General features: G+C 56.8%; 19 protein-coding genes. 8 read left to right on the plus strand and 11 right to left on the minus strand.

Annotated elements, in window-relative coordinates:
* Window positions 1-37 precede the first annotated feature (37 nt).
* Window positions 38-3,673 carry a vitamin B12-dependent ribonucleotide reductase gene (locus tag IF205_RS08585; protein WP_259782879.1) on the minus strand — a complete coding sequence of 1,212 codons (3,636 nt, stop codon included), beginning with the start codon at window positions 3,671-3,673 and terminating at the stop codon, window positions 38-40.
* A 647-nt stretch (window positions 3,674-4,320) separates the two neighbouring features.
* Between IF205_RS08585 and IF205_RS08590 the strand changes: the two genes are divergently transcribed.
* From IF205_RS08590 to IF205_RS08610, 5 genes are read left to right on the plus strand one after another with little or no spacing between them, the layout of a single operon-like run.
* Window positions 4,321-4,677, plus strand: coding sequence for an NADH:ubiquinone oxidoreductase subunit NDUFA12 (locus IF205_RS08590; RefSeq protein ID WP_259782880.1), 357 nt, complete (start codon window positions 4,321-4,323; stop codon window positions 4,675-4,677).
* Window positions 4,678-4,698: 21 nt separating this feature from the next.
* Window positions 4,699-5,220, plus strand: coding sequence for an MlaD family protein (locus IF205_RS08595; RefSeq protein ID WP_259782881.1), 522 nt, complete (start codon window positions 4,699-4,701; stop codon window positions 5,218-5,220).
* Window positions 5,217-5,669 carry an outer membrane lipid asymmetry maintenance protein MlaD gene (gene mlaD, locus IF205_RS08600; protein WP_259782882.1) on the plus strand — a complete coding sequence of 151 codons (453 nt, stop codon included), beginning with the start codon at window positions 5,217-5,219 and terminating at the stop codon, window positions 5,667-5,669. Before IF205_RS08595 ends, mlaD begins: the two co-directional genes overlap by 4 nt.
* A gap of 16 nt (window positions 5,670-5,685) precedes the next feature.
* Entirely contained in the window at window positions 5,686-6,474 is a 789-nt protein-coding gene (locus IF205_RS08605) for a class I SAM-dependent methyltransferase (protein ID WP_259782883.1), read from the plus strand.
* A gap of 9 nt (window positions 6,475-6,483) precedes the next feature.
* Window positions 6,484-6,912: a DUF2155 domain-containing protein gene (locus IF205_RS08610; protein ID WP_259782884.1), complete on the plus strand. Its 429-nt coding sequence runs from the start codon at window positions 6,484-6,486 to the stop codon at window positions 6,910-6,912.
* Between the two features lies 1 nt (window position 6,913).
* On the opposite strand, the gene IF205_RS08615 is transcribed toward IF205_RS08610, so the two are convergent.
* The 7 genes from IF205_RS08615 to IF205_RS08645 all read right to left on the minus strand — a co-directional run bounded on the left by IF205_RS08615 (window position 6,914) and on the right by IF205_RS08645 (window position 14,049).
* The gene (locus tag IF205_RS08615; protein ID WP_259782885.1) at window positions 6,914-8,107 is read right to left on the minus strand and encodes an MFS transporter; all 1,194 of its coding nucleotides are present in this window, start codon (window positions 8,105-8,107) and stop codon (window positions 6,914-6,916) included.
* Between the two features lie 77 nt (window positions 8,108-8,184).
* Entirely contained in the window at window positions 8,185-8,775 is a 591-nt protein-coding gene (locus IF205_RS08620; RefSeq protein WP_259782886.1) for a helix-turn-helix domain-containing protein, read from the minus strand.
* A gap of 130 nt (window positions 8,776-8,905) precedes the next feature.
* Window positions 8,906-9,730: an ABC transporter permease subunit gene (locus IF205_RS08625; protein WP_259782887.1), complete on the minus strand. Its 825-nt coding sequence runs from the start codon at window positions 9,728-9,730 to the stop codon at window positions 8,906-8,908.
* Window positions 9,731-9,741: 11 nt separating this feature from the next.
* Window positions 9,742-10,635 carry an ABC transporter permease subunit gene (locus IF205_RS08630; protein ID WP_259783256.1) on the minus strand — a complete coding sequence of 298 codons (894 nt, stop codon included), beginning with the start codon at window positions 10,633-10,635 and terminating at the stop codon, window positions 9,742-9,744.
* A 229-nt stretch (window positions 10,636-10,864) separates the two neighbouring features.
* Complete coding sequence (locus IF205_RS08635) at window positions 10,865-12,025, minus strand: ABC transporter ATP-binding protein (RefSeq protein ID WP_259782888.1); 1,161 nt, start codon at window positions 12,023-12,025, stop codon at window positions 10,865-10,867.
* 83 nt (window positions 12,026-12,108) lie between these two features.
* Entirely contained in the window at window positions 12,109-13,215 is a 1,107-nt protein-coding gene (locus IF205_RS08640) for a polyamine ABC transporter substrate-binding protein (RefSeq protein WP_311195745.1), read from the minus strand.
* 123 nt (window positions 13,216-13,338) lie between these two features.
* The gene (locus IF205_RS08645; protein ID WP_259782889.1) at window positions 13,339-14,049 is read right to left on the minus strand and encodes a TetR family transcriptional regulator C-terminal domain-containing protein; all 711 of its coding nucleotides are present in this window, start codon (window positions 14,047-14,049) and stop codon (window positions 13,339-13,341) included.
* Window positions 14,050-14,285: 236 nt separating this feature from the next.
* Here IF205_RS08645 and IF205_RS08650 point away from each other — a divergent pair, with 236 nt between their 5' ends.
* Both IF205_RS08650 and IF205_RS08655 read left to right on the plus strand, forming a co-directional pair.
* On the plus strand, window positions 14,286-15,626 hold the full coding sequence (locus tag IF205_RS08650) for an NAD(P)/FAD-dependent oxidoreductase (RefSeq protein ID WP_259782890.1): 1,341 nt from the start codon (window positions 14,286-14,288) through the stop codon (window positions 15,624-15,626).
* Between the two features lie 58 nt (window positions 15,627-15,684).
* Window positions 15,685-16,974: an NAD(P)/FAD-dependent oxidoreductase gene (locus IF205_RS08655; protein WP_259782891.1), complete on the plus strand. Its 1,290-nt coding sequence runs from the start codon at window positions 15,685-15,687 to the stop codon at window positions 16,972-16,974.
* A 74-nt stretch (window positions 16,975-17,048) separates the two neighbouring features.
* Here the strand turns inward: IF205_RS08655 and IF205_RS08660 are convergent, their stop codons facing one another.
* Together IF205_RS08660 and IF205_RS08665 are read right to left on the minus strand one after the other, a co-directional pair.
* Window positions 17,049-19,247: a xanthine dehydrogenase family protein molybdopterin-binding subunit gene (locus IF205_RS08660; RefSeq protein WP_259782892.1), complete on the minus strand. Its 2,199-nt coding sequence runs from the start codon at window positions 19,245-19,247 to the stop codon at window positions 17,049-17,051.
* 4 nt (window positions 19,248-19,251) lie between these two features.
* The gene (locus IF205_RS08665; RefSeq protein WP_259782893.1) at window positions 19,252-19,713 is read right to left on the minus strand and encodes a (2Fe-2S)-binding protein; all 462 of its coding nucleotides are present in this window, start codon (window positions 19,711-19,713) and stop codon (window positions 19,252-19,254) included.
* Between the two features lie 362 nt (window positions 19,714-20,075).
* On the opposite strand from IF205_RS08665, the gene IF205_RS08670 reads away from it, so the two are divergent.
* A complete protein-coding gene (locus IF205_RS08670; protein WP_259782894.1) occupies window positions 20,076-20,969 on the plus strand; it encodes an AraC family transcriptional regulator in 894 nt (297 codons plus the stop codon).
* A gap of 10 nt (window positions 20,970-20,979) precedes the next feature.
* On the opposite strand, the gene aat is transcribed toward IF205_RS08670, so the two are convergent.
* A complete protein-coding gene (aat, locus tag IF205_RS08675; protein WP_259782895.1) occupies window positions 20,980-21,645 on the minus strand; it encodes a leucyl/phenylalanyl-tRNA--protein transferase in 666 nt (221 codons plus the stop codon).
* Between the last annotated feature and the right edge of the window lie 19 nt (window positions 21,646-21,664).

The raw sequence follows: 21,664 nt of genomic DNA on the forward strand, positions 1-21,664 counted from the left end.
GGTCACAGGGAGCACCGTGCCAGGAACTGTTCCTGGCTTACGAACACCCGCTTGTGCCACCGCAGGTGACACATTTCATGCAGGTGCCGTTGCGGACGAGGGTGAAGTTGCCGCATTCGCCGCAGGCATCACCTTCGTATCCTTTTGCACGCGCTTCACGGATTTGATCGAGGCGCGTATCAACCTCCTGGACCACTGTCTCCTTCACGGAGACCGTCGTTTTCGTTTCTGTAATCCCGTCGTTCAGGGACGTATCGCCGTTGGCGGCATTGGCCAGATTGGCGACGATGTTGAAATTCTGTTTGGACCGGACGAAGCCGCGGCTGGTGATCGCCTTGATGGTGGCGACCGCCTGGGCGTGTTCATCCGGGGCGGCGCTTTCTTTCTCACCGGCACCGAGGGCGTCCGGATACATGTCGCCCGGCTGGACATGCGCCAGGTCGTCGCGGCCCAGATAGCTGATTGCCAGTTCCCGGAAGATGTAGTCGAGAACACTGGTTGCCATTTTGATGGTGTCGTTGCCTTCAACCAGACCCTGCGGTTCGAACCGGGTGAAGGTATAGGCATCGACGAATTCCTCAAGCGGCACGCCATATTGCAGGCCGATGGAAACCGCGATGGCGAAATTGTTCATCAGCGAGCGGAAGGCGGCCCCTTCCTTGTGCATGTCGAGGAACAATTCACCCAGGCTGCCATCTTCATATTCGCCGGTGCGGATATAGACCTTATGCCCACCGACGATGGCTTTCTGGGTATAGCCTTTCCGGCGATGCGGCAGCTTTTCACGCTCCGCCCGTTTCTCGATGATACGCTCGACGATTTTTTCCGCGATGACCGGGGCGGCTTCGGCGGGGCTGGCGTCAGCCAGGTCATCCGCCAGATCCTCATCGTCCAGCAGGGCAGCGGACAACGGCTGGCTCAGCTTGGAGCCGTCGCGGTAAAGCGCATTGGCCTTCAGGCCCAGACGCCAGGACAGCAGATAGCTTTCCTTGCATTCCTCAACCGTCGCCGAATTCGGCATGTTGATGGTTTTGGAGATGGCACCGGAGATAAAGGGCTGTGCAGCGGCCATCATGAGAATATGGCTGTCGGTATTGAGGAAACGCTTGCCCTTCTTGCCACAGGGATTGGCGCAATCGAAGACCGGCAGATGTTCGTCCTTCAGATGCGGCGCACCTTCCAGGGTCATCGCCCCGCAGCAATAGGTATTCGCCGCGTCGATATCGGCCCTTGAGAAGCCCATATGGCGCAGCATATCGAAGGAGAAATCATTCAACTGTTCGTCGGTGAGGCCCAATACGTCCTTGCAGAAATCGTCACCCAGGCTCCAGCGGTTGAAGGCGAATTTGATTTCAAAGGCGCTGACCAGGGCATCTTCCACTTTCGCCAGTTCGGTTTTGGTGAAACCGCGTTCGGTCAGGGTCTCATGATTGATCTTCGGCGCACCATCCAGCGTGCCGTTGCCGACCGCATAGCTGATGATCTCTTTGATCTGCTGCTGGCTGTATCCCAGGTTGCCGAGGGCTTCCGGGACCGTGCGGTTGATGATTTTGAAGTAACCGCCGCCAGCCAGTTTTTTGAATTTGACGAGCGCGAAATCCGGTTCGATCCCGGTCGTGTCACAATCCATCACCAGACCGATGGTGCCGGTGGGGGCGATGACAGAGACCTGTGCGTTGCGATAGCCATGTTCTTCGCCCAGGGACAAGGCTTTGTCCCAGGCCGCTGCGGCGGCCTCGGTCAGGTCTGCCTGCGGAACATTCGACTGGTCCAGCGCGACCGGCGGGACGGAAAGGGTTTCATAACCCTCACTTTCGCCATGGGCCGCGCGCCGGTGGTTCCGGATCACACGCAGCATGGCATCGCGGTTATCCGCATAGCCGGGGAAAGCTCCCAACTGGCCGGCCATTTCCGCGCTGGTAGCATAGGCCACGCCGGTCATCACGGCGGTGATTGCGCCGCAAAGCGCACGGCCTTCATCTGAATCGTAGGACAGGCCCATGGCCATTAGCAGTCCGCCGATATTAGCGTAACCCAGGCCCAGGGTCCGGAATTTGTAGGACAGTTCGGCAATTTCCTTGGACGGGAACTGCGCCATCAGCACCGAAATCTCCAGGGCGATGGTCCACAGGCGCACGCCATGTTCAAAGGCCTCGACGTCAAAGCTCTTGTCGTCACGACGGAAGGTCATGAGGTTGAGCGAGGCGAGGTTGCAGGCCGTGTCGTCCAGGAACATATATTCCGAGCAAGGATTGGATGCGTTGATCCGGCCCGAATTGGGGCAGGTATGCCAGTCGTTGATGGTGGTGTCGAACTGAACCCCCGGATCGGCGCTGGCCCAGGCCGCATAGGCGATCTGTTCCCAAAGGTCGCGGGCACGTACGGTCTTCGCGACACTGCCATCGATCCGGTGAAGCAGGTTCCAATCCGCATCGTCGACAACGGCCTGAATAAAGGCGTCGGTCAGGCGCACCGTGTTGTTGGCATTCTGGCCGGAGACGGTCGCATAGGCGTCGGAATCCCAGTCGGTATCATAAATCGGGAAGTCGATATGCGCGTAGCCCTGCTTGGCAAAGTCGATGACCCGTTTGACGAAGTTTTCCGGGATCATGACCGCGCGGGCCGCCTTGATAGCCTGTTTCAGGGCCGGGTTGGCCTTGGGATCAAAGCGTTCTTCTTCCGGCAGGCTCATGTCATGGCAGGAAGCCATGATTTCATTCATATGTTTGTTGTGGAGCTTGGAACCGGCCACCAGACTGGCGACCTTCTGTTCTTCCGTCACCTTCCAGGTGATGAAATCCTCCACATCGGGGTGGTCAATATCGACCACGACCATCTTCGCCGCGCGGCGGGTAGTGCCGCCGGACTTAATCGCGCCTGCGGCCTTGTCGCCGATTTTCAGGAAGCTCATCAGGCCGGAGGATTTGCCGCCGCCGGAGAGCTGTTCACCGCCACCACGAATGGCGGAGAAGTTCGACCCCGTGCCGGACCCGTATTTGAACAGTCGCGCCTCACGAACCCAGAGATCCATGATGCCACGTTCATTCACCAGGTCGTCTTTGACGGACTGGATAAAGCAGGCATGGGGCTGCGGATGTTCATAGGAGGATTTGGATTTGACCAGCTTGCCGGTCTGGAAGTCCACATAGTGATGGCCCTGGCTGGGGCCGTCGATACCATAGGCCCAATGCAGACCCGTGTTGAACCATTGCGGGCTGTTCGGCGCGCACATCTGACGCGCCAGCATATAGCGCATTTCATCGTAATAGGCCTTGGCATCGTCTTCGGAATCGAAATAGCCGCCTTTCCAGCCCCAATAGGTCCAGGTGCCGGCCAGTCGGTTGAAGACCTGGGTGGCGGACATTTCCGGGCCAAAGCGTTCTTCTTCCGGCAGATCTGCCAGTGCCTTGTCATCGGGGGCATGGCGCCACAGGAATTCGGGAACATCCTTTTCCTTGACCGCTTTCAGATGCGTCGGGACACCGGCCTTACGGAAGTATTTCTGCGCCAGCACGTCGCAGGCGACCTGGCTCCAGGAGGTGGGAACTTCTATGTTTTCCAGCTTGAAAACAATCGTGCCATCCGGATTCTTGATTTCGCTGGTAGCCAGACGAAATTCAATCCCTTCGTAAGGCGACTCATCCACTCGCGTGAAACGACGCGTAATCCGCATGCCGGATTCCCCTTTTCCCAGATATTGTGTCTTTAAATGCCTTGTACCCGCTTGCGATGATTTGGCCCAATATCTTGTGGTCAACACAAGCTCTGGTCGCTCCCCAGCGTCCGTTGGACACTACATCTATGCAAGCCGGAATATTTAGCCACAAAATAACTCCTGTCGCAACATATTTTGTGTTTTTTCGTGAATACTATCAACATGTAGTAATTTTAAATAAAATTAAGTATTCGCTTGCTGTGCTTGGAAAGCTTGATTTGGGCCGGTTTCTGAAACGCCGTAACACTACATCTTGTGTCGGGTATCCTATGGCGGATGGCGGAATCCCGGAGCTGCCGCCGGGGAGCCTGCGGTGGGTCAATTCGTCCAAGAAACATTCTCGGTCTGCTGGTCTGATACTTGGGCATTATTGCAGATTTATGTCCTGTTCTGGACAGTTCGAATTTCGACTTGTGAAGACTTCATGACGGTGCAGAATTGGCCCCCAGTCGGTTCTACATATCCCCACGGTCGCTAAAACCCGGTCATATACAGGATAAGTACGCAAGAAGTCTGGACGAAGCAGGGCGGGAGTGTCATATTCCGCCGGTCCGTTTCCGGACAGGATCGATTTGATTTTTGAAGAAGGTGGAGCGCGCCTCATCATGGCTAACGCAATTACCCGTGTGATCACTTGGCTGAATGGCGAACTGGTGGGTGAAGACCAGTTCGGTAACAAATACTACCAGCAACGTCGCCAGCGCGACGGTGCCCGCCGTCGCCGTTGGGTTCTATATAAGGAAAAAGACGAAGCCAGCCGCGTGCCGCCGGAACATCATGCCTGGTTGCACTACACCATTCAGGACTTCCCGGCACAGCCGACTCCGCTGAAGCCGTGGCAGCGTCAGCATCAGGCAAACTATACCGGAACCGAACTTGCCTACCGTCCGCCGGGGCACACACTGGAAGGCGGTAAACGCGCCAAAGCCACCGGGGACTATGAGGCGTGGCAGCCTGAGTAAGCCTGTGCCGGTGCGGGGGACATGATGAAGACCAGCAAAGAGACGATGCAGACCTGGGTTGGTGCCCTGGTTTTTGTCTTGGGCGTTGTGTTTCTTGTCTGGAGCTATGTTTCCGACAGTCAAAAAGGCGGTGACACCAAGGGGATGGAACTGACCGCACGGTTCCGTTCCGTCGATGGGATCACCGTCGGAAGTCCTGTGCTTCTGGCCGGTATCAAAATCGGCGATGTCAGTGCGATGCGCTTCGATGAGAAAAACTATAGCGCCATCCTGACCTTATCTGTGCGGGATGATCTGGAAATCCCCTATGACAGTGCTGCCAATATCGCAAGCGACGGTGTGTTTGGCGCGAAATATGTCAGCATCGAGCCCGGTGCGGAGTTTGAATCGCTTCGCAACGGCGATGTGTTCGAATATACGCAAGACTCCATTATCATAGAGGAATTGCTGGAAAAAATTGTCGTCCTGGGCGAGGAGCGCAGGGCGGAACGCCTTAAAAACAAAGCGGAAGAAGGCGCCGGTAGTGAAGGGGAATTGCAATGAAGCGCAGCATCATTGAAACAGTGCTCGGGGCCGTCGTCCTCATGGTTGCGGGCGTCTTCCTGGTTTTCGCTTATAACCTGAGCGATATTAAGTCCGTTGACGGCTATTCGATCACGGCGCGTTTTAACGCGATTGATGGTCTCTCCCTGGGGTCGGACGTCCGCATTGGCGGTGTGAAGGTCGGCTCCGTAACCGACCAGTATGTTGATAACGAGCAGTTCCGCGCCGTTGTCAAACTGTCGATCGAGGACCGTATCCGGCTACCGGAAGATTCTGTTCTCTCTATTACCAGTAACGGCCTGCTGGGTGGTAAATACGTGAAGATCGAGCCCGGCACGAGCCAGACCCTTGTCGCAGATGGTGGCGAGCTGAAAAACACCCGGGATGTGCGATCCCTGGAGGAGTTGATCGGCCGCGCGATATTCCTTGTGACCGACAACAGCAAATAACGAGACGCTGCTGACGATGTCTGAAAAGAACGACAAGCAGAACGCCTCCTCCTCGCCGCGATCGCAGCAATGGAGTCCTGAAAGCTACCAAAAAAATGCCGCATTTGTTGCAGAGCTTGGGCTTCCCCTGCTTGACCTGCTGAGGCCGGTCCCGGGGGAGCGGATTCTCGACTTGGGGTGCGGCGACGGTGTGCTGACGGAAAAACTGGCAAAAATTTGTGAAGTGGTTGGCGTCGACGCCAGTCCGGAACAGGTTCAGGGCGCGCAGGCCCTTGGGTTGAATGCGCAGGTCATGAGTGGTGAGGCGCTGACCTTCGACCAGGAATTCGATGCGGTTTTTTCCAATGCGGCCTTGCATTGGATGCTCAATCCCGACTCGGTAATCCGTGGTGTCCGGCGGGCACTCAAGCCCCAAGGGCGGTTCGTTGCTGAATTTGGCGGGTTTGGGAATGTCGCGGCGATTCGCGAGGCGCTGGAACGAGAGCTCGACCGTCGCGGTATTGATGGGGCCGGTCTGAGCCCCTGGTATTTTCCAGCACCTGACGAATATCGTGGCAGACTGGAGGCCGAGGGGTTTGCGGTTGATGACATGGAGCTGTTTGACCGCCCGACCCCGCTGCCGGGTGATGTAACCGGCTGGTTGCAGACATTTGGTGAAAGTTATCTTGCGGCGGTGCCGGATGAAGAGCGGGACGATTTTCTGACGGCGGTCCGGGAGGCGTTGCGTCCTGTGATCTGTGGTGAGGATGGCGTCTGGATGGCTGACTATGTGCGTTTGCGTTTTGCCGCGCGCCTCCAGGCTTAGGAGACCGGAATGAAAAAGATTGTCGTGTCATGTGTAGTCGCCGCAGGGCTGTTCTCGTCTGGCTCTGCCCTGGCGGATGCAAAAAACACGGCTGTCCTGCAGGGGTTGGACAAGGTGACCGCCCGAACCCAAACCTTTGATGTTCCGTTGAACCAGACGGTCAAATTCGGCAGCCTGGACATCACCTTACGCCACTGTGACCGCACACCGCCTGAGGAGCCCCCTGAATCGGCGGCTTTCCTTGAGATTGTGGAAAAGCGGGAAGGAGCTGATCCCAAACAGCTTTTCAGTGGCTGGATGTTTGCCTCCAGTCCGGCCTTGTCTGCCTTGCAACACCCGGTCTACGACGTCTGGGTGCTTGAATGCGTGAACCGTCAGGACAAGGCAGAAAACACCACGGATGATCCCGCCGCAGGCGAACAACAACAATCGCAGTAGCTTATTTCGATAGGGTAACGGCTGTGCGGTCCTGTGCGGTCAATACGCCAAATCGAAGGATCGCCGCCAGTGACAGCGCGAATACGACCAGTGCCAGAATGGCTGCGCCACTCCAGCCATGCATATCGACGGTAAAGCCGAAGACCGGTGGGATTGCGACCACCGCGATTTCGTTGATATGGGTGAACATACCCTGAAGCACCGCCATGGTAAGTCCCTGCGCCGCGACTGCCGGTAGCAGGGCAAAGCCTGCACCGCCGCATATTCCCTGACCGAAAAAGAACAGACCTGTTGCAAGAATGGCAACGGCGAGGCCGGGGCCCGTCAGCAGGGTCGTGGACACAATGGCCAGGAGAACCAGGGCAGCGGCGAACAGTGTAACACCGGACCATCCGCGTGCCATCAGCCCGCCGGCAAGTACGCTGCCGATACAGCCACCGACCAGAGAGCCGATCCCGACCAGGGTTGCGGCATTGGCAAGAGACCAGTCACCGGTTTCGATCAGCGTGCTTGGCAGGAAGAGGGCGATTGCCTGGGTTGCTCCGGCAAAGAGAGAGAAGGCGATGGATACATAGCGGGCAGAAGGATTGCGCAGGGTTGGCATTATGGCCTGACCCAGTCGCATCGTCCGACTGGGTTGGGTCGGGCTTTCCAGGAAGAACAGCCCGACAAGTGCAAGGGCGCAGGGGAGAATGGACAGGAGGGTGACCATTTCCCAGCCGTAACGTTCCACCAGCGCACCGGAGAGCCATGCGCCGATTGCCACGCCAACCGGGACGAAAGTGCCCCAAAATCCCATGACCAGATTGAGTAGTCTGCCGCTGACCAGGGCGCACATCAGGCCTGGGCAGGCGGTGACCACAATCAGATAACCGAAGCCGGAAAAGAAACGGCAGGCATAGAGGAACATCAGGTTCGGCGAAAAGGATACACCAACCATCCCTGCAATCATCAGTGCTGATCCGATGATCAGCGCGCGTTTGTATCCTACCTGTGCGATCCAGGCGCCGGCAAAGATCCCGCAACATGCCCCGGCCCCGGTAATCAGCGAAGACGCCAGGGCGATTGACGCCTTGTCGGAATCGAATGCCATCTGCAGGGCCGGGACCATTGGTCCGAACAGGCCCAGCTGCATGGCGGCAAACATGCCAGTGCAATAAAGCAGGGTGATTTCGAAACTGATACGCCGGGGCATTCTGATATGATCCATTCGGTCCATTGGGGAGGCACCATACGCAACCCCGGCCCGAAGCCCAACGTATAAAATATGCGTCAGAAAGTATAGCGGATGGACGGTGGCAGATTGGCGAATGTGCGTTCGTCAATGCTGGTGGTCAGCCGTACATGACTGCCGTCCTCCAATCTCAGGCGTTCCCAAAGGACGTGCTGTGGGGCGACGCGTAGAGGTGGACCCTCGCGACCCTGTACGGGAAAGGCAAGGCAATCTATTTGTCCGTCCCACCAGCCGAGGTTGTCCAGGGATTCTTCCGCCCTTGCGATTTCTTCGGTGGCGAATTGCCAAAGAGTGACGCCAAGAAGGTCCGATTGCGGGCGTTGCCATTCCGCTTCCCGGGCGGCGGAGGAGATCAACAGGTTATGGGACTGGTCTTCGATCAGGTGAACGCAATCCCGCGATCGCATCACAAGGCGTTTGAGGGCGGCGTCCAGGCGTGTCCGGCGTTGATTTCCCGCCATCATCGATTGGATGATGCGTAACAGATGCGGCGCGGGTATCTGCTGCCCGCGTTCCCAGCGGGACACGCTGGCCTGTGTTACGCCGAGCGTTTCAGCCAGATAATCCTGTTTGATGTCCTGCGCCCGCCGCCAGCGCTTAAGCTGTCGACCGTCAAATACCGTTGCCATGCTTTTTTGAAAGGTTCTCTGTCGTTCCATGGCGCAAGCTATCAGCAGTTTCGGGAAAAATCGAGTCCCCCATAAAAACAGCCCGGCTGGAAAGGCCGGGCTGTCAGTCAGTCGTGGAAAATGATGATCGTTACAGGGCTTCGTCTGCGGCCATCTGTTCGTCTTTTTGACGCTGCAGTTCCTGGCGCCTGGTGATGTGGGAGGCTGTGACGACACCGACAGCAACCAGGCCGACCAGGATGGTTGAAACCGCGTTGATCTCCGGCGTGACCCCCAGTCGGACGGAACTGTAGATTTTCATCGGCAGGGTTGTTGCGCCCGGGCCGCTGGTGAAACTGGCAATGACCAGATCGTCCAGGGACAGGGTGAAGGACAACAGCCAGCCGGAAACAACTGCAGGCATGATGATCGGCAGGGTCACCTGGAAGAAGGTCCTGAACGGCGGTGCGCCCAGGTCCATGGCTGCCTCTTCGATGGATTGATCGAAGGTAACCAGGCGGGACTGGACGACCACAGCCACATAACACATGGAGAAAGTGATATGGGCGATGGTGATGGTCATGAACCCACGGTCAATGGAAATTGCCACGAACATCAGCAGCAGCGACAGGCCGATGATGACATCCGGCATGACGAGCGGCGCATAAATCATCCCGGAAAACAGGGTGCGGCCGCGGAAGGAGCCGAAGCGCACCATGATCAGCCCTGCGATCGTGCCCAGGACCGTCGCGCAGGTGGATGAGCTGACCGCGACTTTCAATGTCATCCAGGCCGCCTGCATCAGAGCTTCGTTACGGATCATCTCGCCATACCATTTGGTCGAGAAACCACCCCAGACAGTCACCAGTTTGGAGGCGTTGAAGCTGAACAGGATCAATAACAAGATCGGCAGGTACAGGAATGCGAAACCGAATACCAACGACACTATGTTGAAAGAGGAAAGACCTTTTTTCATATTCTCCTCCCTTATCCCGCGTTCTTTTCCTGGAGCCGCTGGAACAGCACAATTGGCACGATGAGCAGGAGCAGCAGAACAACCGCCACAGCCGAGGAAACGGGCCAGTCACGGTTATTGAAGAACTCCTGCCACAATGTCTTGCCTATCATAAGCGTTTCCGACCCGCCCAGAAGGTCCGGGATCACGAACTCGCCCACGGCCGGAATGAAGACCAGGAAAGATCCCGCGATAATGCCCGGCAGGGACAGGGGCAACGTAACGATCCAGAAGGCCTTCAGCGGCGGGCACCCAAGGTCGGCTGCTGCTTCCAACAGGCTTTCATCCATCTTTTCCAGGGTCGCATAAAGCGGGAGCACCATGAATGGCAGATAGGAATAGACAATGCCGATATAGACGGCGGTGTCGGTGTTGAGGATCGTTAGTGGGTGATCGATGATCCCGAAATGGGACAGTACAAGGTTCAGCAGCCCTTCCTTTTTGAGAATGCCGATCCAGGCATAAACACGGATCAGGAAACTCGTCCAGAAGGGCAGGATCACCATCATCAGCAATGTCGTACGATAATGCCGCGGCGCGCGGATCATGCCATAGGCCAGCGGGTAACCGATGAGCAGGGTGAGACCGGTGGAGATAACGGCAATCTTGAGGCTGTTTACATAGGCATGCCAGTAAAGGTCATCGGTAAACAGTCGGATATAGTTGAAAATATTCAACTGAAGGGTCGCGTAAGCCTCCTCGTAGTCAAAGTCGATAGAGAAATTGATCAGCGAGGTGTAAGGCGGGATCGCGATATCGATATCGGCGAAGCTGATCTTCAGGACCAGGAGAAATGGTGCAAGGAAGAACAGCAGCAGCCAGCCGTAAGGCAGCAGAATGACCGCGCCGCGTCCGGTAATCGACATAAGGCCGACGAATACGGCGAGAAACACCCAGGCGGGCCATAACGACGGTGCAACTAGCCAGGCAAGCAGGATGGCGGCGGCGCATGCGAGGGCCGCCCCGAAAGGCAGCGGGCGCAGGCTCATGAGCCAACGATAGGGCGGGATCATCATCAGCCGGGCATGCACGCCTGCCGCGCGCCCGGATGCGACCGCCGAACCGTTGACGAATCCAACAGGTTCCACACTCATATCAGTTCACCAATACAACGCCGGCATCCGGACGCCAGGTCACATAGACCCTGTCTTCCCAGGTGATGTCGCGCGCTACTTCGCGATAGCGGTTGGTGCGCGTGGTCGTCACCATGGTGCCGTTGTCCAGTTTCACGTGATAGATGGACAGGTTGCCCAGATATCCGATGTCCCAGACCTCACCCTGCATGCAGTTGGTGCCGGGATCTGCCGGAGCGTCGAGGCTGATTTCAAGTTTTTCGGGACGCACGGCAAACCACACGGTCGCGCCCTTGGAGGTATCGATACTGTGGTTTGCATGAATGGTGCAGCCCGCGTCGTTGGCGACGAGGTCCACATGGTCGGAGCCGACTTCCTTCACGCGGCTTTCGAAAATATTCACATCCCCGATAAAGCTGGCCACATAGCGTGAGTTCGGAACTTCGTAAATCTCGGTTGGTGTGGCGACCTGGACGATCCGGCCATGGTCCATCACCGCAATCCGGCTGGAAACGGTCATGGCCTCTTCCTGGTCATGAGTCACGATCACGAAGGTGATGCCCGTTTCTTCCTGGATGTTCATCAGTTCGAACTGCGTTTTTTCACGCAACTTCTTGTCCAGCGCGCCCAGCGGTTCGTCCAGCAACAGCATCTTCGGTTTCTTGACCAGGCTGCGGGCCAGGGCCACGCGCTGGCGCTGGCCGCCTGATAACTGATGAGGTTTGCGCCTGGCGAACTGGTTCAATTGAACCAGGTTGATAACCTCTTCAACGCGGCGCTTGATTTCCGGCCCCGGGACGCGGTCCTGTTTCAGGCCGAAAGCAATGTTCTTTTCCACATTCATATGCGGGAACAGAGCATAGGACTGAAACATCATATTCACCGGCCGCTGATAGGGCGGCACTTTGGACATGTCTTCGCCATCCAGCAGAATTTTGCCTGAGGTTGGTGTTTCAAAACCGGCCAACATGCGTAGCAATGTGGTTTTGCCACAGCCGCTTGGGCCGAGTAGCGAGAAGAACTCACCCTTGAAGATATCCAGGGAAACGTTGTCTACCGCTGTGAAGTCACCGAATTTCTTGGTGACGTTGTCGAGACGCACATAAGGCTTTTGCGCCGGGTCGTTCCAAGGTTGGTCGGTCGTCGCACAGGGGCGCTTTGCGTTGGCTGCTGCATTACTCATGATGAAGAAGGTCCGGTTCCTGAGATGTAACGAAAAGGTTTCCCCTGCCGGTTATCAGGCCGACAGGGGTAAACACATAGCTGTTACTGACCGCTTTTCACTTTGGTCCAGATGCGGGTCACGATGCGCTGAACCTTCGGGGGATACGGCGTCGTCAGGAACAGTTTGTTCATCGCCTTTTCGGACGGATAGATCGCCGGGTCGCCGATGACATCCTCGTTCAGATACTGTTGGGACGCCTTGTTGCCGTTCGCGTAGTACACATAGTTGGAAGCCTTGGCCATGACCTTGGCATCCATGATGTAGTTCAGGAATGTCAGGGCATTGTCCGGGTGCGGTGCATCTGCCGGAATTGCCATCATGTCGAACCACATCTGTGCGCCTTCGTCGGGCACGGTATAGGTGACATTGACGCCGTTGTCGGCTTCTGCTGCACGGTCACGGGCCTGCAGCACATCACCGGACCAGCCGATGGCCATGCAGATATCGCCGTTTGCCAGGGCGTTGATGTATTCGGAAGAGTGGAATTTCTGAATATAGGGGCGAATGGCTTCCAGAACCTTTTCCGCCTTCTTGATGACTTTGGGGTCGTGGCTGTCCGGATCTTCGCCCAGATAGTTCAGGGCCGCCGGGATCATCTCGACCGGGGCGTCCAGCATGTGAATGCCGCAGTCTGCGAATTTGGAGATCACTTTCGGATCAAACACCATGGACCAGCTGTTGGTCGGTGCGTCCGGCATGCGTTCCTTGATCTTGTCGACGTTATAGCCGATTGCCGTTGTGCCCCACATATAGTTGATGGCGTACTGGTTGCCCGGATCGTAACGGCTGGTGCGGTCCAGGACCACATCCCACAGGTTACCCCAGTTGCTCAGCTTGTCCTTGTCCAGTTTACGGAACACGCCTGCCTTGATCTGGCGGGCAAGGAAGGTGCCGCTGGGAACGACGACGTCGTAGCCGCTGCCACCGGCCAGCAGTTTGGTTTCCAGAACTTCGTTGGAGTCAAAAACGTCATAGACGACCTTGATCCCGGTTTCCTTTTCGAAATCCGACAGGATTTCCGTGTCGATATAATCAGACCAGTTGTAGACATTCACCACGTTGTCTTCGGCCATTGCCATATGGCCGGAAAACGCGGCCGCAGCCACACTGACTGCAGTGAACTTCAAAATTTTATTCTTCAGACTCATCGTCGTCTCCCCGTTGGTAAATAAAGGACCAAATGGAATACTTATGCGGATGCGCATTATAGGTCTCTATAAGTCACGTCCACCAGTTTTTCCCTTTGTAACCTCCCATGATTCCAGAATTTTTTATCGTTTCTTGTTGTCCTGAACCTTGTCGGTTTCAGGTGATTGCACCGGGGTCACTACGGAGCCGTCCGGTGCAATATGCCGCGGAAAAGTAAGCGACAAATAACGGTGCATCGTATCAAGCGCGAATGTGCGGTCGAAGACACGATGCGGCATAAGCAGGGATTGCCATAAACCCTCTGCGGTGGATTCCAGGCCACGCGCGATCTGTTTCGTAGGCAGGTCGTATTCGCCTGCCTCGATTATCGTCTCACACAAGCGCAGCGTCTGTAAATTTCGTTCGTCATCCCGCCCGCCGCAAAGTTCCGAATAGACCGGGCGGGACTTGGCCTCCCCCCAAAAGGCGAACCATACGGCGATATTACGCGGATTGCAGATATAGGGATCGAAATCCGCCCGGAAAATTGCCACCAGTTGCGCCACGGCATCGTCGGGACTGGCCTCCAGCGCCCGTTGCCAGTGATTGCGATATTCGCGGGAAATATATTGCAGCGTCTCGATCAGCAGCGCGTCTTTGGATTGGAAATGGAAATTGACCAATCCCCGTGATAGTCCGGCCCCCTTCGCCACCTTGGCGAGGGTGGTTTCCGAGAATCCACATTTGGCAATCGATTCCATGGTGGATTCGATAAGCTCTCGCCTGCGCTGTGCTTTCAGCGTGTCCCGGCTGAGGGGGGTGGTCTTGTTTTCAACGGCGCTGATCGCTGCCATTTTGAGCTACTTGCTCCCTGTAAATCGGACCATAATTATGATCACATTTTTTTGTGATGCTATATTTTCTGCGTAATATGCGCAACTATTTCGTTGAACGCTGGTTCAAAATTTTGTGGACCTCCGTTGAAACGCATGACATTTTACATCGCAATCGGGGCCACATCCGGCCTGACAATATTTTAAAAACTGCCTGAAAAAAGAAACGGTTATTCGGCGGGGAGGCCGGTTGAGCAATGAAAGTCCTTTACCATGCGGGCATGTATAATCCTGCCCCGGTGCCCAGCTACTGGGAGGCAACGGCGAACAGGGATGTACTGCTCGGAAACCCTCTATCCGGGAATGATGCTTGTGATGTTGCTATTATAGGTGGCGGGTTCACGGGCCTGTCGGCAGCCCTGCATCTGGCACGGGATTTCAATCTGGACGTCCGCGTTTTGGATGGCGGTCCCATGGGCTGGGGGGCATCGGGGCGCAATGGCGGATTTTGCTGCCTGCCTGCGACCAAGCTTTCGATAAAGCAGATGATTGGCAAATACGGCCTGGAGGAAACCAGGAAATTCTGGGCGTCCCAGCTTGACGGTGTGGACCTGGTCCGGTCGCTCGCAGGTGATGAAGGCATCGACTATGATCTGCAGGGGGATGGCAACCTGGAAGTGGCGCACCGGCCCTCTGCCTTTGAGGACCTGCGGGAATACGGTGAACAGCTCAAAAGCCTTTTCGGGATAAACTCCCATCTTTACCGGCGCGAGGAATTTGCCGAAATCGGGTTTGATTCGCAGGAGCAGTTCGGGGCCCTGAAGATTGAGTCAGGTTTTGCCCTGCATCCGCTGAAATTCTCGTTGGGACTTGCCGCGGCTGCCCAACGTCATGGTGCAACGCTTTACCCGAACTCGCTGGTCACGCATTGGGAGAAAACCGATGGCCGCCATGTCTTGCGAACGGAGCAGGGCAGCCTGGCGGCGAACAAGGTGATTGTCGCCACCAATGGATTTACGCGTGAAGGCATGCACCGGGCCTTTGACAAGCGGATGTTACCGGTGATTTCCAATATTCTCGTGACACGCCCGCTGAGCGATGACGAGCTTGCCGCCCAGAAATGGCAGACGGAAATGCCGGTGGTGAATACCCGCAACCTTCTATTCTATTTCCGTATGCTGAAGGATCGCCGTTTCATGATTGGCGCCAGGGGCGACTGGACGGGTGCGCCTGAGGATGCGGAAAAAATGAAGACCTGGCTAACCCGGCGGGTCGGGGAGGTTTTCCCGGCCTGGCGGAATGCCGAGGTCGATTACTTCTGGCGTGGCTTCGTCTGCATGACGCGCAAGTTCTCACCGTCCCTGGGCCAGGACGCCGATGACCCCAGCCTTTTCTACGGCTATGCCTTTCACGCCAATGGTGTAAATACGGCCCCCTGGGTAGGCATGAAGCTGGCGGAAATGGTCGCAGGCAAGGATGGGGTTGAGGCCACAATCCCGGCTGTTCTGCGTGGCCATGCGCCACGCTTTCCCTTTGCCGGGCTCAGACTTTGGTATCTGCGGGCATCGGCGGCCTATTACCGCTGGCAGGATGATTAGCGCGGCCGACTTATCCGCTCTCCGCCTGTGCACTGTTGATGTCTTTTCGAGGTAAGTAATGTCCAAGCCAATGCATACCAGTTCCTACTACGCCGCAACCGCCAATTATGATTCGGACTTCCCGCAATTGGCGGGGGAGTTGACGGTCGATGTCTGTGTGATCGGTGGTGGTTTCACCGGCCTGTCGTCAGCCCTTCATCTGGCGGAACGCGGCTATTCCGTTGCCTTGCTGGAAGGACAGAGGGTCGGTTGGGGGGCGTCCGGGCGTAATGGTGGCCTGGTTTGCACGGGCCAGCGCAAAGGCCAGGGCGAACTGGAGGAGATGCTTGGCGAGGAGGACGCCCGCCGTCTCTGGGACTATGCGGAAGAGGCCAAGGCAACCATGCGCGGCCTGATCGACAAGCATGATATCCAGTGTGACTACAAGCCGGGCATTCTGACCTGTGCCTACAAGAAATCTCATATGCCGGAAATCCGTGAGGATGTTGCGCATATGAACGGGAAATACGGCTATGACGCCATGCGGATGGTGGAGAAGGACGAATTGCGGCAGATGCTGGCGACCGATATGTATCACGGTGCCTGCCTGGATACGGATGCAGCCCATCTTCACCCGTTGAACTATGCCCTGGGGTTGGCGAAGGCCTGCGATCAGGCTGGCGTGAAGATCTTTGAAGGTTCTCCGGCGCAATCCCTGCAGTCCAATACGCAGGGGAATGTCATCAGGACTGAGAAAGGTGTGATCCGGGCCAATTATGTCGTGGTTGCCTGCAATGGTTATCTGGGCAGGCTTGAGCCACGGATGGCGCCAAAGATCATGCCGATCAACAATTTCATGATTGCAACTGAACCCTTGGGCGAGGAAGGGGCGCGTGCCCTGATCCGGGATGACGTTGCTATCGATGCCACAAAATTCGTGGTCGACTATTATCGTTGTTCGGCGGATCACCGCTTGCTGTTCGGAGGCGGGGAAAACTATTCCAGCAAATTCCCGTCGGATATCAAAAGCTTCGTTCGCAAATATATGCTGGATGTCTTCCCGCAGTTGAAGGATGCGAAGATCGACTATGGCTGGGGCGGTACGCTGGCGATCACCTTGAATCGGATGCCTGCCTTCGGGCGTTTGGAGAATAACATCTTCTATGCGCAGGGCTTTTCCGGCCAGGGCGTGTTGCTGACCACAATGGCGGGCAAGGTGATTGCAGAGGCCGTATCGGGCACGGCGGAACGGTTTGATGTCTTTGCCCGGATACCGACGCCAAGTTTCCCCGGCGGCACTTTGCTGCGCTATCCGGGGCTGGTGGCCGGAATGCTTTATTACAGCATGCTGGACAAGCTCGGGAAATAGTCTGCGTCATAAACAAAAAAAGCCGCCGCATCAGGAGAGCCCGATGCGGCGGTTTTGTATTCAAGCCGATGACCTTAACTGGACAGGCCGGTCCGGCTGAAAGGCAGAATGGTCGGCATGGTCCCGGTGGCGGCAAAGACCGCGTTGGCAACCGCCGGGCCGATCGGCGGCGTGCCCGGCTCGCCCACCCCGGTGGGGGCCTCCGCAGAGGCGACCACATGCACCTCAACTTCCGGCATGTCTTCCATGCGCAGCGGGGTGTAGGTGTCGAAGTTGGTCTGGTCGACGACACCGTCGGTCAGCGTGATTTCGTTGCGCAGGACCGCCCCCAGGCCGTAGCCGATGCCACCCTGCATCTGTGCTGCAATCACATCCGGGTTAACGGCGATCCCGCAATCGACCGCACACCAGACCTTCTTCACCTTCACCTCACCGTCTTCGAGTGCGATTTCCGCAACCTCGGCCACATAGCTGTTGAAGGATTTGTGAACGGCGATGCCACGGTAGCGGCCTTCTGCGGGTTTTTTGCCCCAGTCGGCCTTTTCCGCGACCACATTCAGGACATTCAACAGACGCGGACTGCCTTTCAGCAATTCGCGACGCAGGTCCAGTGGATCACGACCGGATTCCTTGGCGATCACATCCAGCACGGTTTCCATCACATAGGCCGTGTGGGTGTTGCCGACGGATCGCCACCAAAGCGGCGGCACGCCGACCTTCGGGCTGTGCAGTTCAACGCGCAGGTTCTTCAGGTCATAGTCGGTATGTGCCGTCCCCTCGACAGAGGTTTCATCGACACCGTCTTTGACCATGACTGATTCGAAAGGCGTTCCCGACAGGATCGACTGGCCGACAATGCGGTGCTGCCAGGCGACCTGGTTCCCGGACCCGTCCAGGCCAAGTTTGACCTTATGGACATACATTGGCCGGTAATAGCCACCGGTCATGTCGTCTTCGCGTGTCCAGACAACCTTGATCGGCAACTGTTTGCCCCAGGCCTTGGCGATGCTTGCCGCTTCTGCGGCCACATGTGAATCGGCCGTGGCGCGACGTCCGAAAGAACCGCCGGCCCAAAGCGTGTTGACGGTCACATTCTCCGGCGGGATGCCTAACACGGTTGCGGCGACCTGCTGGTCGATTGTCTGGAATTGTGACCCTGCCCAGATGGTCGCATGGGTGCCATTGAACTGGATGGCGACATCCATCGGTTCCATGGCCGCATGGGCCAGATAGGGGAACTCATAGGTCATTTCCAGGGTTTTTGCGGCGCTGGCCATGGCGGTATCGGTATCACCCCGGACGTCTGCGGGCATGCCCGGTTTGTCCGCCAGGTTGCGATATTCTGTGAAAAGCTGGTCACTGCTGCGTTTTTCAGCGGCACTGTCGTCCCATGTTATGTTGAGCGCGTCACGCCCCTTGATCGCAGGCCAGGTGGATTGTGCCAGGACGGCAATCCCTCGCGGAATCTGGATAACGTCGATGACACCGTTGACCTTTTTGGCCTCACTGGCGTCAAAGGACTTAACCACTGCGCCCCATTTCGGCGGACGCGCAATCACCGCAACCACGAGGCCGTCGGGCTGGAAATCCATTGTATAGGTGTCGACGGCGCCGGTGCTTTTCAGCTTGTTGTCCACACGCGGGAAGGCCTTGCCGATATAGACCCAGTCTTTCGGGTCCTTGACCGCAGGTTTCTCCGGAACCGGCTGTTTGGCCGCTGCTTCCACGAACTCACCGAAGCCGCCGGACTTGCCCGAGGCGTGGCTGATTACACCATTTTTGATGGTGATTTCGCTGGCAGGAACTTTCCAGGCCTCTGCGGCGGCGGCAACAAACATGGCGCGTGCCGAAGCGCCTGCCTCACGGTATTGCATGAAGGAATTTGCGATGGCGGTGGACCCGCCTGTTCCCTGGACACCGAAGAACAGATTGAAATAGGCCGGTGCCGCAGGGGCGAATTCGGCAGAGACCTGTTCAATTGACGCGTCCATTTCCTCGGCAACAAGGGTGGCAAGGCCGGTCGCATTGCCCTGGCCCATATCCAGATGCTTGTCGAGGACGATAACCTGACCGTCTGGCATTACCTTGATGAAGGGTGTGAACATGTCCTTTGCGGTGCCGTCCGCCATCCCGTCGGCACGCGCTGTTGCGGGCAGGTTCAGGCCAAGCAGAAAACCGCCTGCGGTCGCACCTGCGGTCATCTTCAGGAAAGTGCGACGCGTGGGCTGGGGCGCAGGGGCGCTATTCATCATTCTTCCGAAAAACTGTTTCATTATCTTAGCCCTCCATGATTTCAGATGCGCGATGGATCGCCTGGCGGATACGCACATAGGTGGCGCAACGGCAGACATTGCCGCTCATGGCGTCATCAATGTCCTCATTGGTCGGCTTGGGATTTTCCATTAAAAGGCCGGTCGCACTCATGATCTGACCGGACTGGCAATAGCCGCATTGGGCAACCTCCAGTTCCTGCCAGGCCTGCTGAATGGCCTTTGCTTCCTTGCTGTCGATGGCCTCGATGGTGGTGATTTCTGCGCCTTCGATAGACTCGATCGGGGTCACGCAGGAACGTTGTGGGACGCCATCGACAAAGATTGTGCAGGCTCCGCATTCGGCCATGCCGCAGCCGAATTTCGTGCCGGTGAGTTTCAGATCGTCCCGGATCGCCCAGAGCAAAGGGGTGTCGGGATCAGATGTCAGGGAAACCGTCTTCCCGTTGATCGTCGTTGATATTGCCATGGTCCACTCTCGCTGGTTGTCTTCCGTCCTAAACCGATTTGCAGATGGCTGAAGGCCGTCGGGCCTCAGGAGTTTGGGCAGGTCATGCCCGCATTATTATTCCGGGCACGCTGCAGGGCGTCCGGTCCGGCATGGTTGCCATCACGCGGGTTGTCCAAACCTGTATTTTGTCTGATTGTCCTGAGCATTCATCTGCCCTTCGATCTGCATATTGTTATAATGGGGGCACGGACACGTGAGTTGAATGTTCAAAGCTCCATATGTTTTGACCGATTCTCCAAATTCACCCTCTTTCCCGTGAAGGGTATGCAGGAGATGGTTATACTGTTCACAGAGATTAGTTTGCTGCCGAGGTGATCCAAGTGACGAGCTTCGAAAAGTTTCGCGACCAGTTGCTGGACGTTGCGGATGAAGACGGTGTGTTTAAAACGCCGCTGTCGCGCGTCGGTGTTTATCGTACCAGTAAGAAAGCCGCCTGCCATCAATGCCTGTATGAACCGGCACTGGTCTTTGTGGCTCAGGGCGAGAAGTGTTGTCATCTGAATGGGGAAAGCTACACCTATACCCCGGAAAACTATTTTGTGACTTCCGTCCCGATGCCTGTGCAGGCCGAAGTTTTGAAGGCGTCCGAGGAGCATCCCCTTGTTGCCACGATCCTCTTGCTAGACCTGGCGGAACTGGGTGAATTGATTCTGGAACTCGATGAGGAGGACCTGCCGCCGCAACCTCAGGAACGCGGGATTTACACATCGGCGGTTCAGGAACGTCAGTTGGATGCGTTCGTGCGCCTGTTCGAGGCCATGAAATCCGAGCAGGAGGCACGAATCCTGGGGCCGCAAATATGCCGGGAGATCGTTTATCTGACCCTGACGGACCCGAAAGGTGGCGGGCTGAAGGCCATGGCCAGGCGTCACAATGCCAGCATAAGAATTGCCCGGGTTCTGAAGGTGATCCATGAAGACCCCAAATGCCCGCTCGACGTACCGCAGATGGCCGCGATGGCACAGATGAGCCAATCCGGATTTTTTGCGGCCTTCAAGGCACTGACATCCATGTCGCCGGTCCAATACCAGAAATCCATCCGACTGCATCAGGCGCGGAACTTGATTTTAAATGAAGGGTTGCTGGTCAGCGACGCCGCCTATCGGGTCGGTTATTCCACGGCGTCCCAGTTCAGCCGCGACTATGCCCGTTTCTTCGACAAGACGGCCCGTCAGGACCTGGCGGAAACGCAAGCTCAGGCCGTGGCTCTGTAACGTCGGCGGGTCAGTCGATATGCGGGCGTGTGGGAAGCGCCTTCAGATAATCGAGGATTTCATCGTCGCGGTAATTGTCCATGAAGGATGCGGAGAATTGCAGCGCATCGGCAAGCATGGCGCGATAGCGGCTGCGCGGGATTTCCACAGCGCCGAACTGTTCCAGGTGTTTGGTGATGAACTGACTGTCCAGAAGCCGGAAACGTGCACAGGTCAGGCGGCAGATGAGATAGGTCAGCGCGATCTTGCTGGCGTCGCGCTGGCGGCTGAACATGCTTTCCCCGAAAAAGGCCGCACCAAGGGAAACGCCATAGAGCCCACCGATAAGTATGTCATCCTCCCAAACCTCCACGGAATGGCCGTGCCCCATGTGGAATAGACTGGTGTAGAGGGTGAGTATCTTGTCGTTGATCCAGGTGCGTGGACGCCGTTCGGTCGATTCCGCACATCCTTCCATGACGGCCTCAAAGGCCTTGTTGAACGTGACCTTGTATCGGCCGCTGCGGATTGTCTTTTTCAGGCGTCTGGGTACGTGAAACTGGTCGAGGGGGATAATGCCCCGCATGCGTGGATCAATCCAGAACAGGTCCGGATCGTCCCGATCTTCCGCCATAGGGAAAACGCCTACTGCGTAGGCCTTGAGGAGCATGTCCGGTGTCAGATCAAGCGGTTCCATAACATCAGTATAACGAAAA

Origin of the sequence: Aestuariispira ectoiniformans (assembly GCF_025136295.1) — a bacterium.
Classification (GTDB): Bacteria; Pseudomonadota; Alphaproteobacteria; order UBA8366; family Aestuariispiraceae; genus Aestuariispira_A; species Aestuariispira_A ectoiniformans.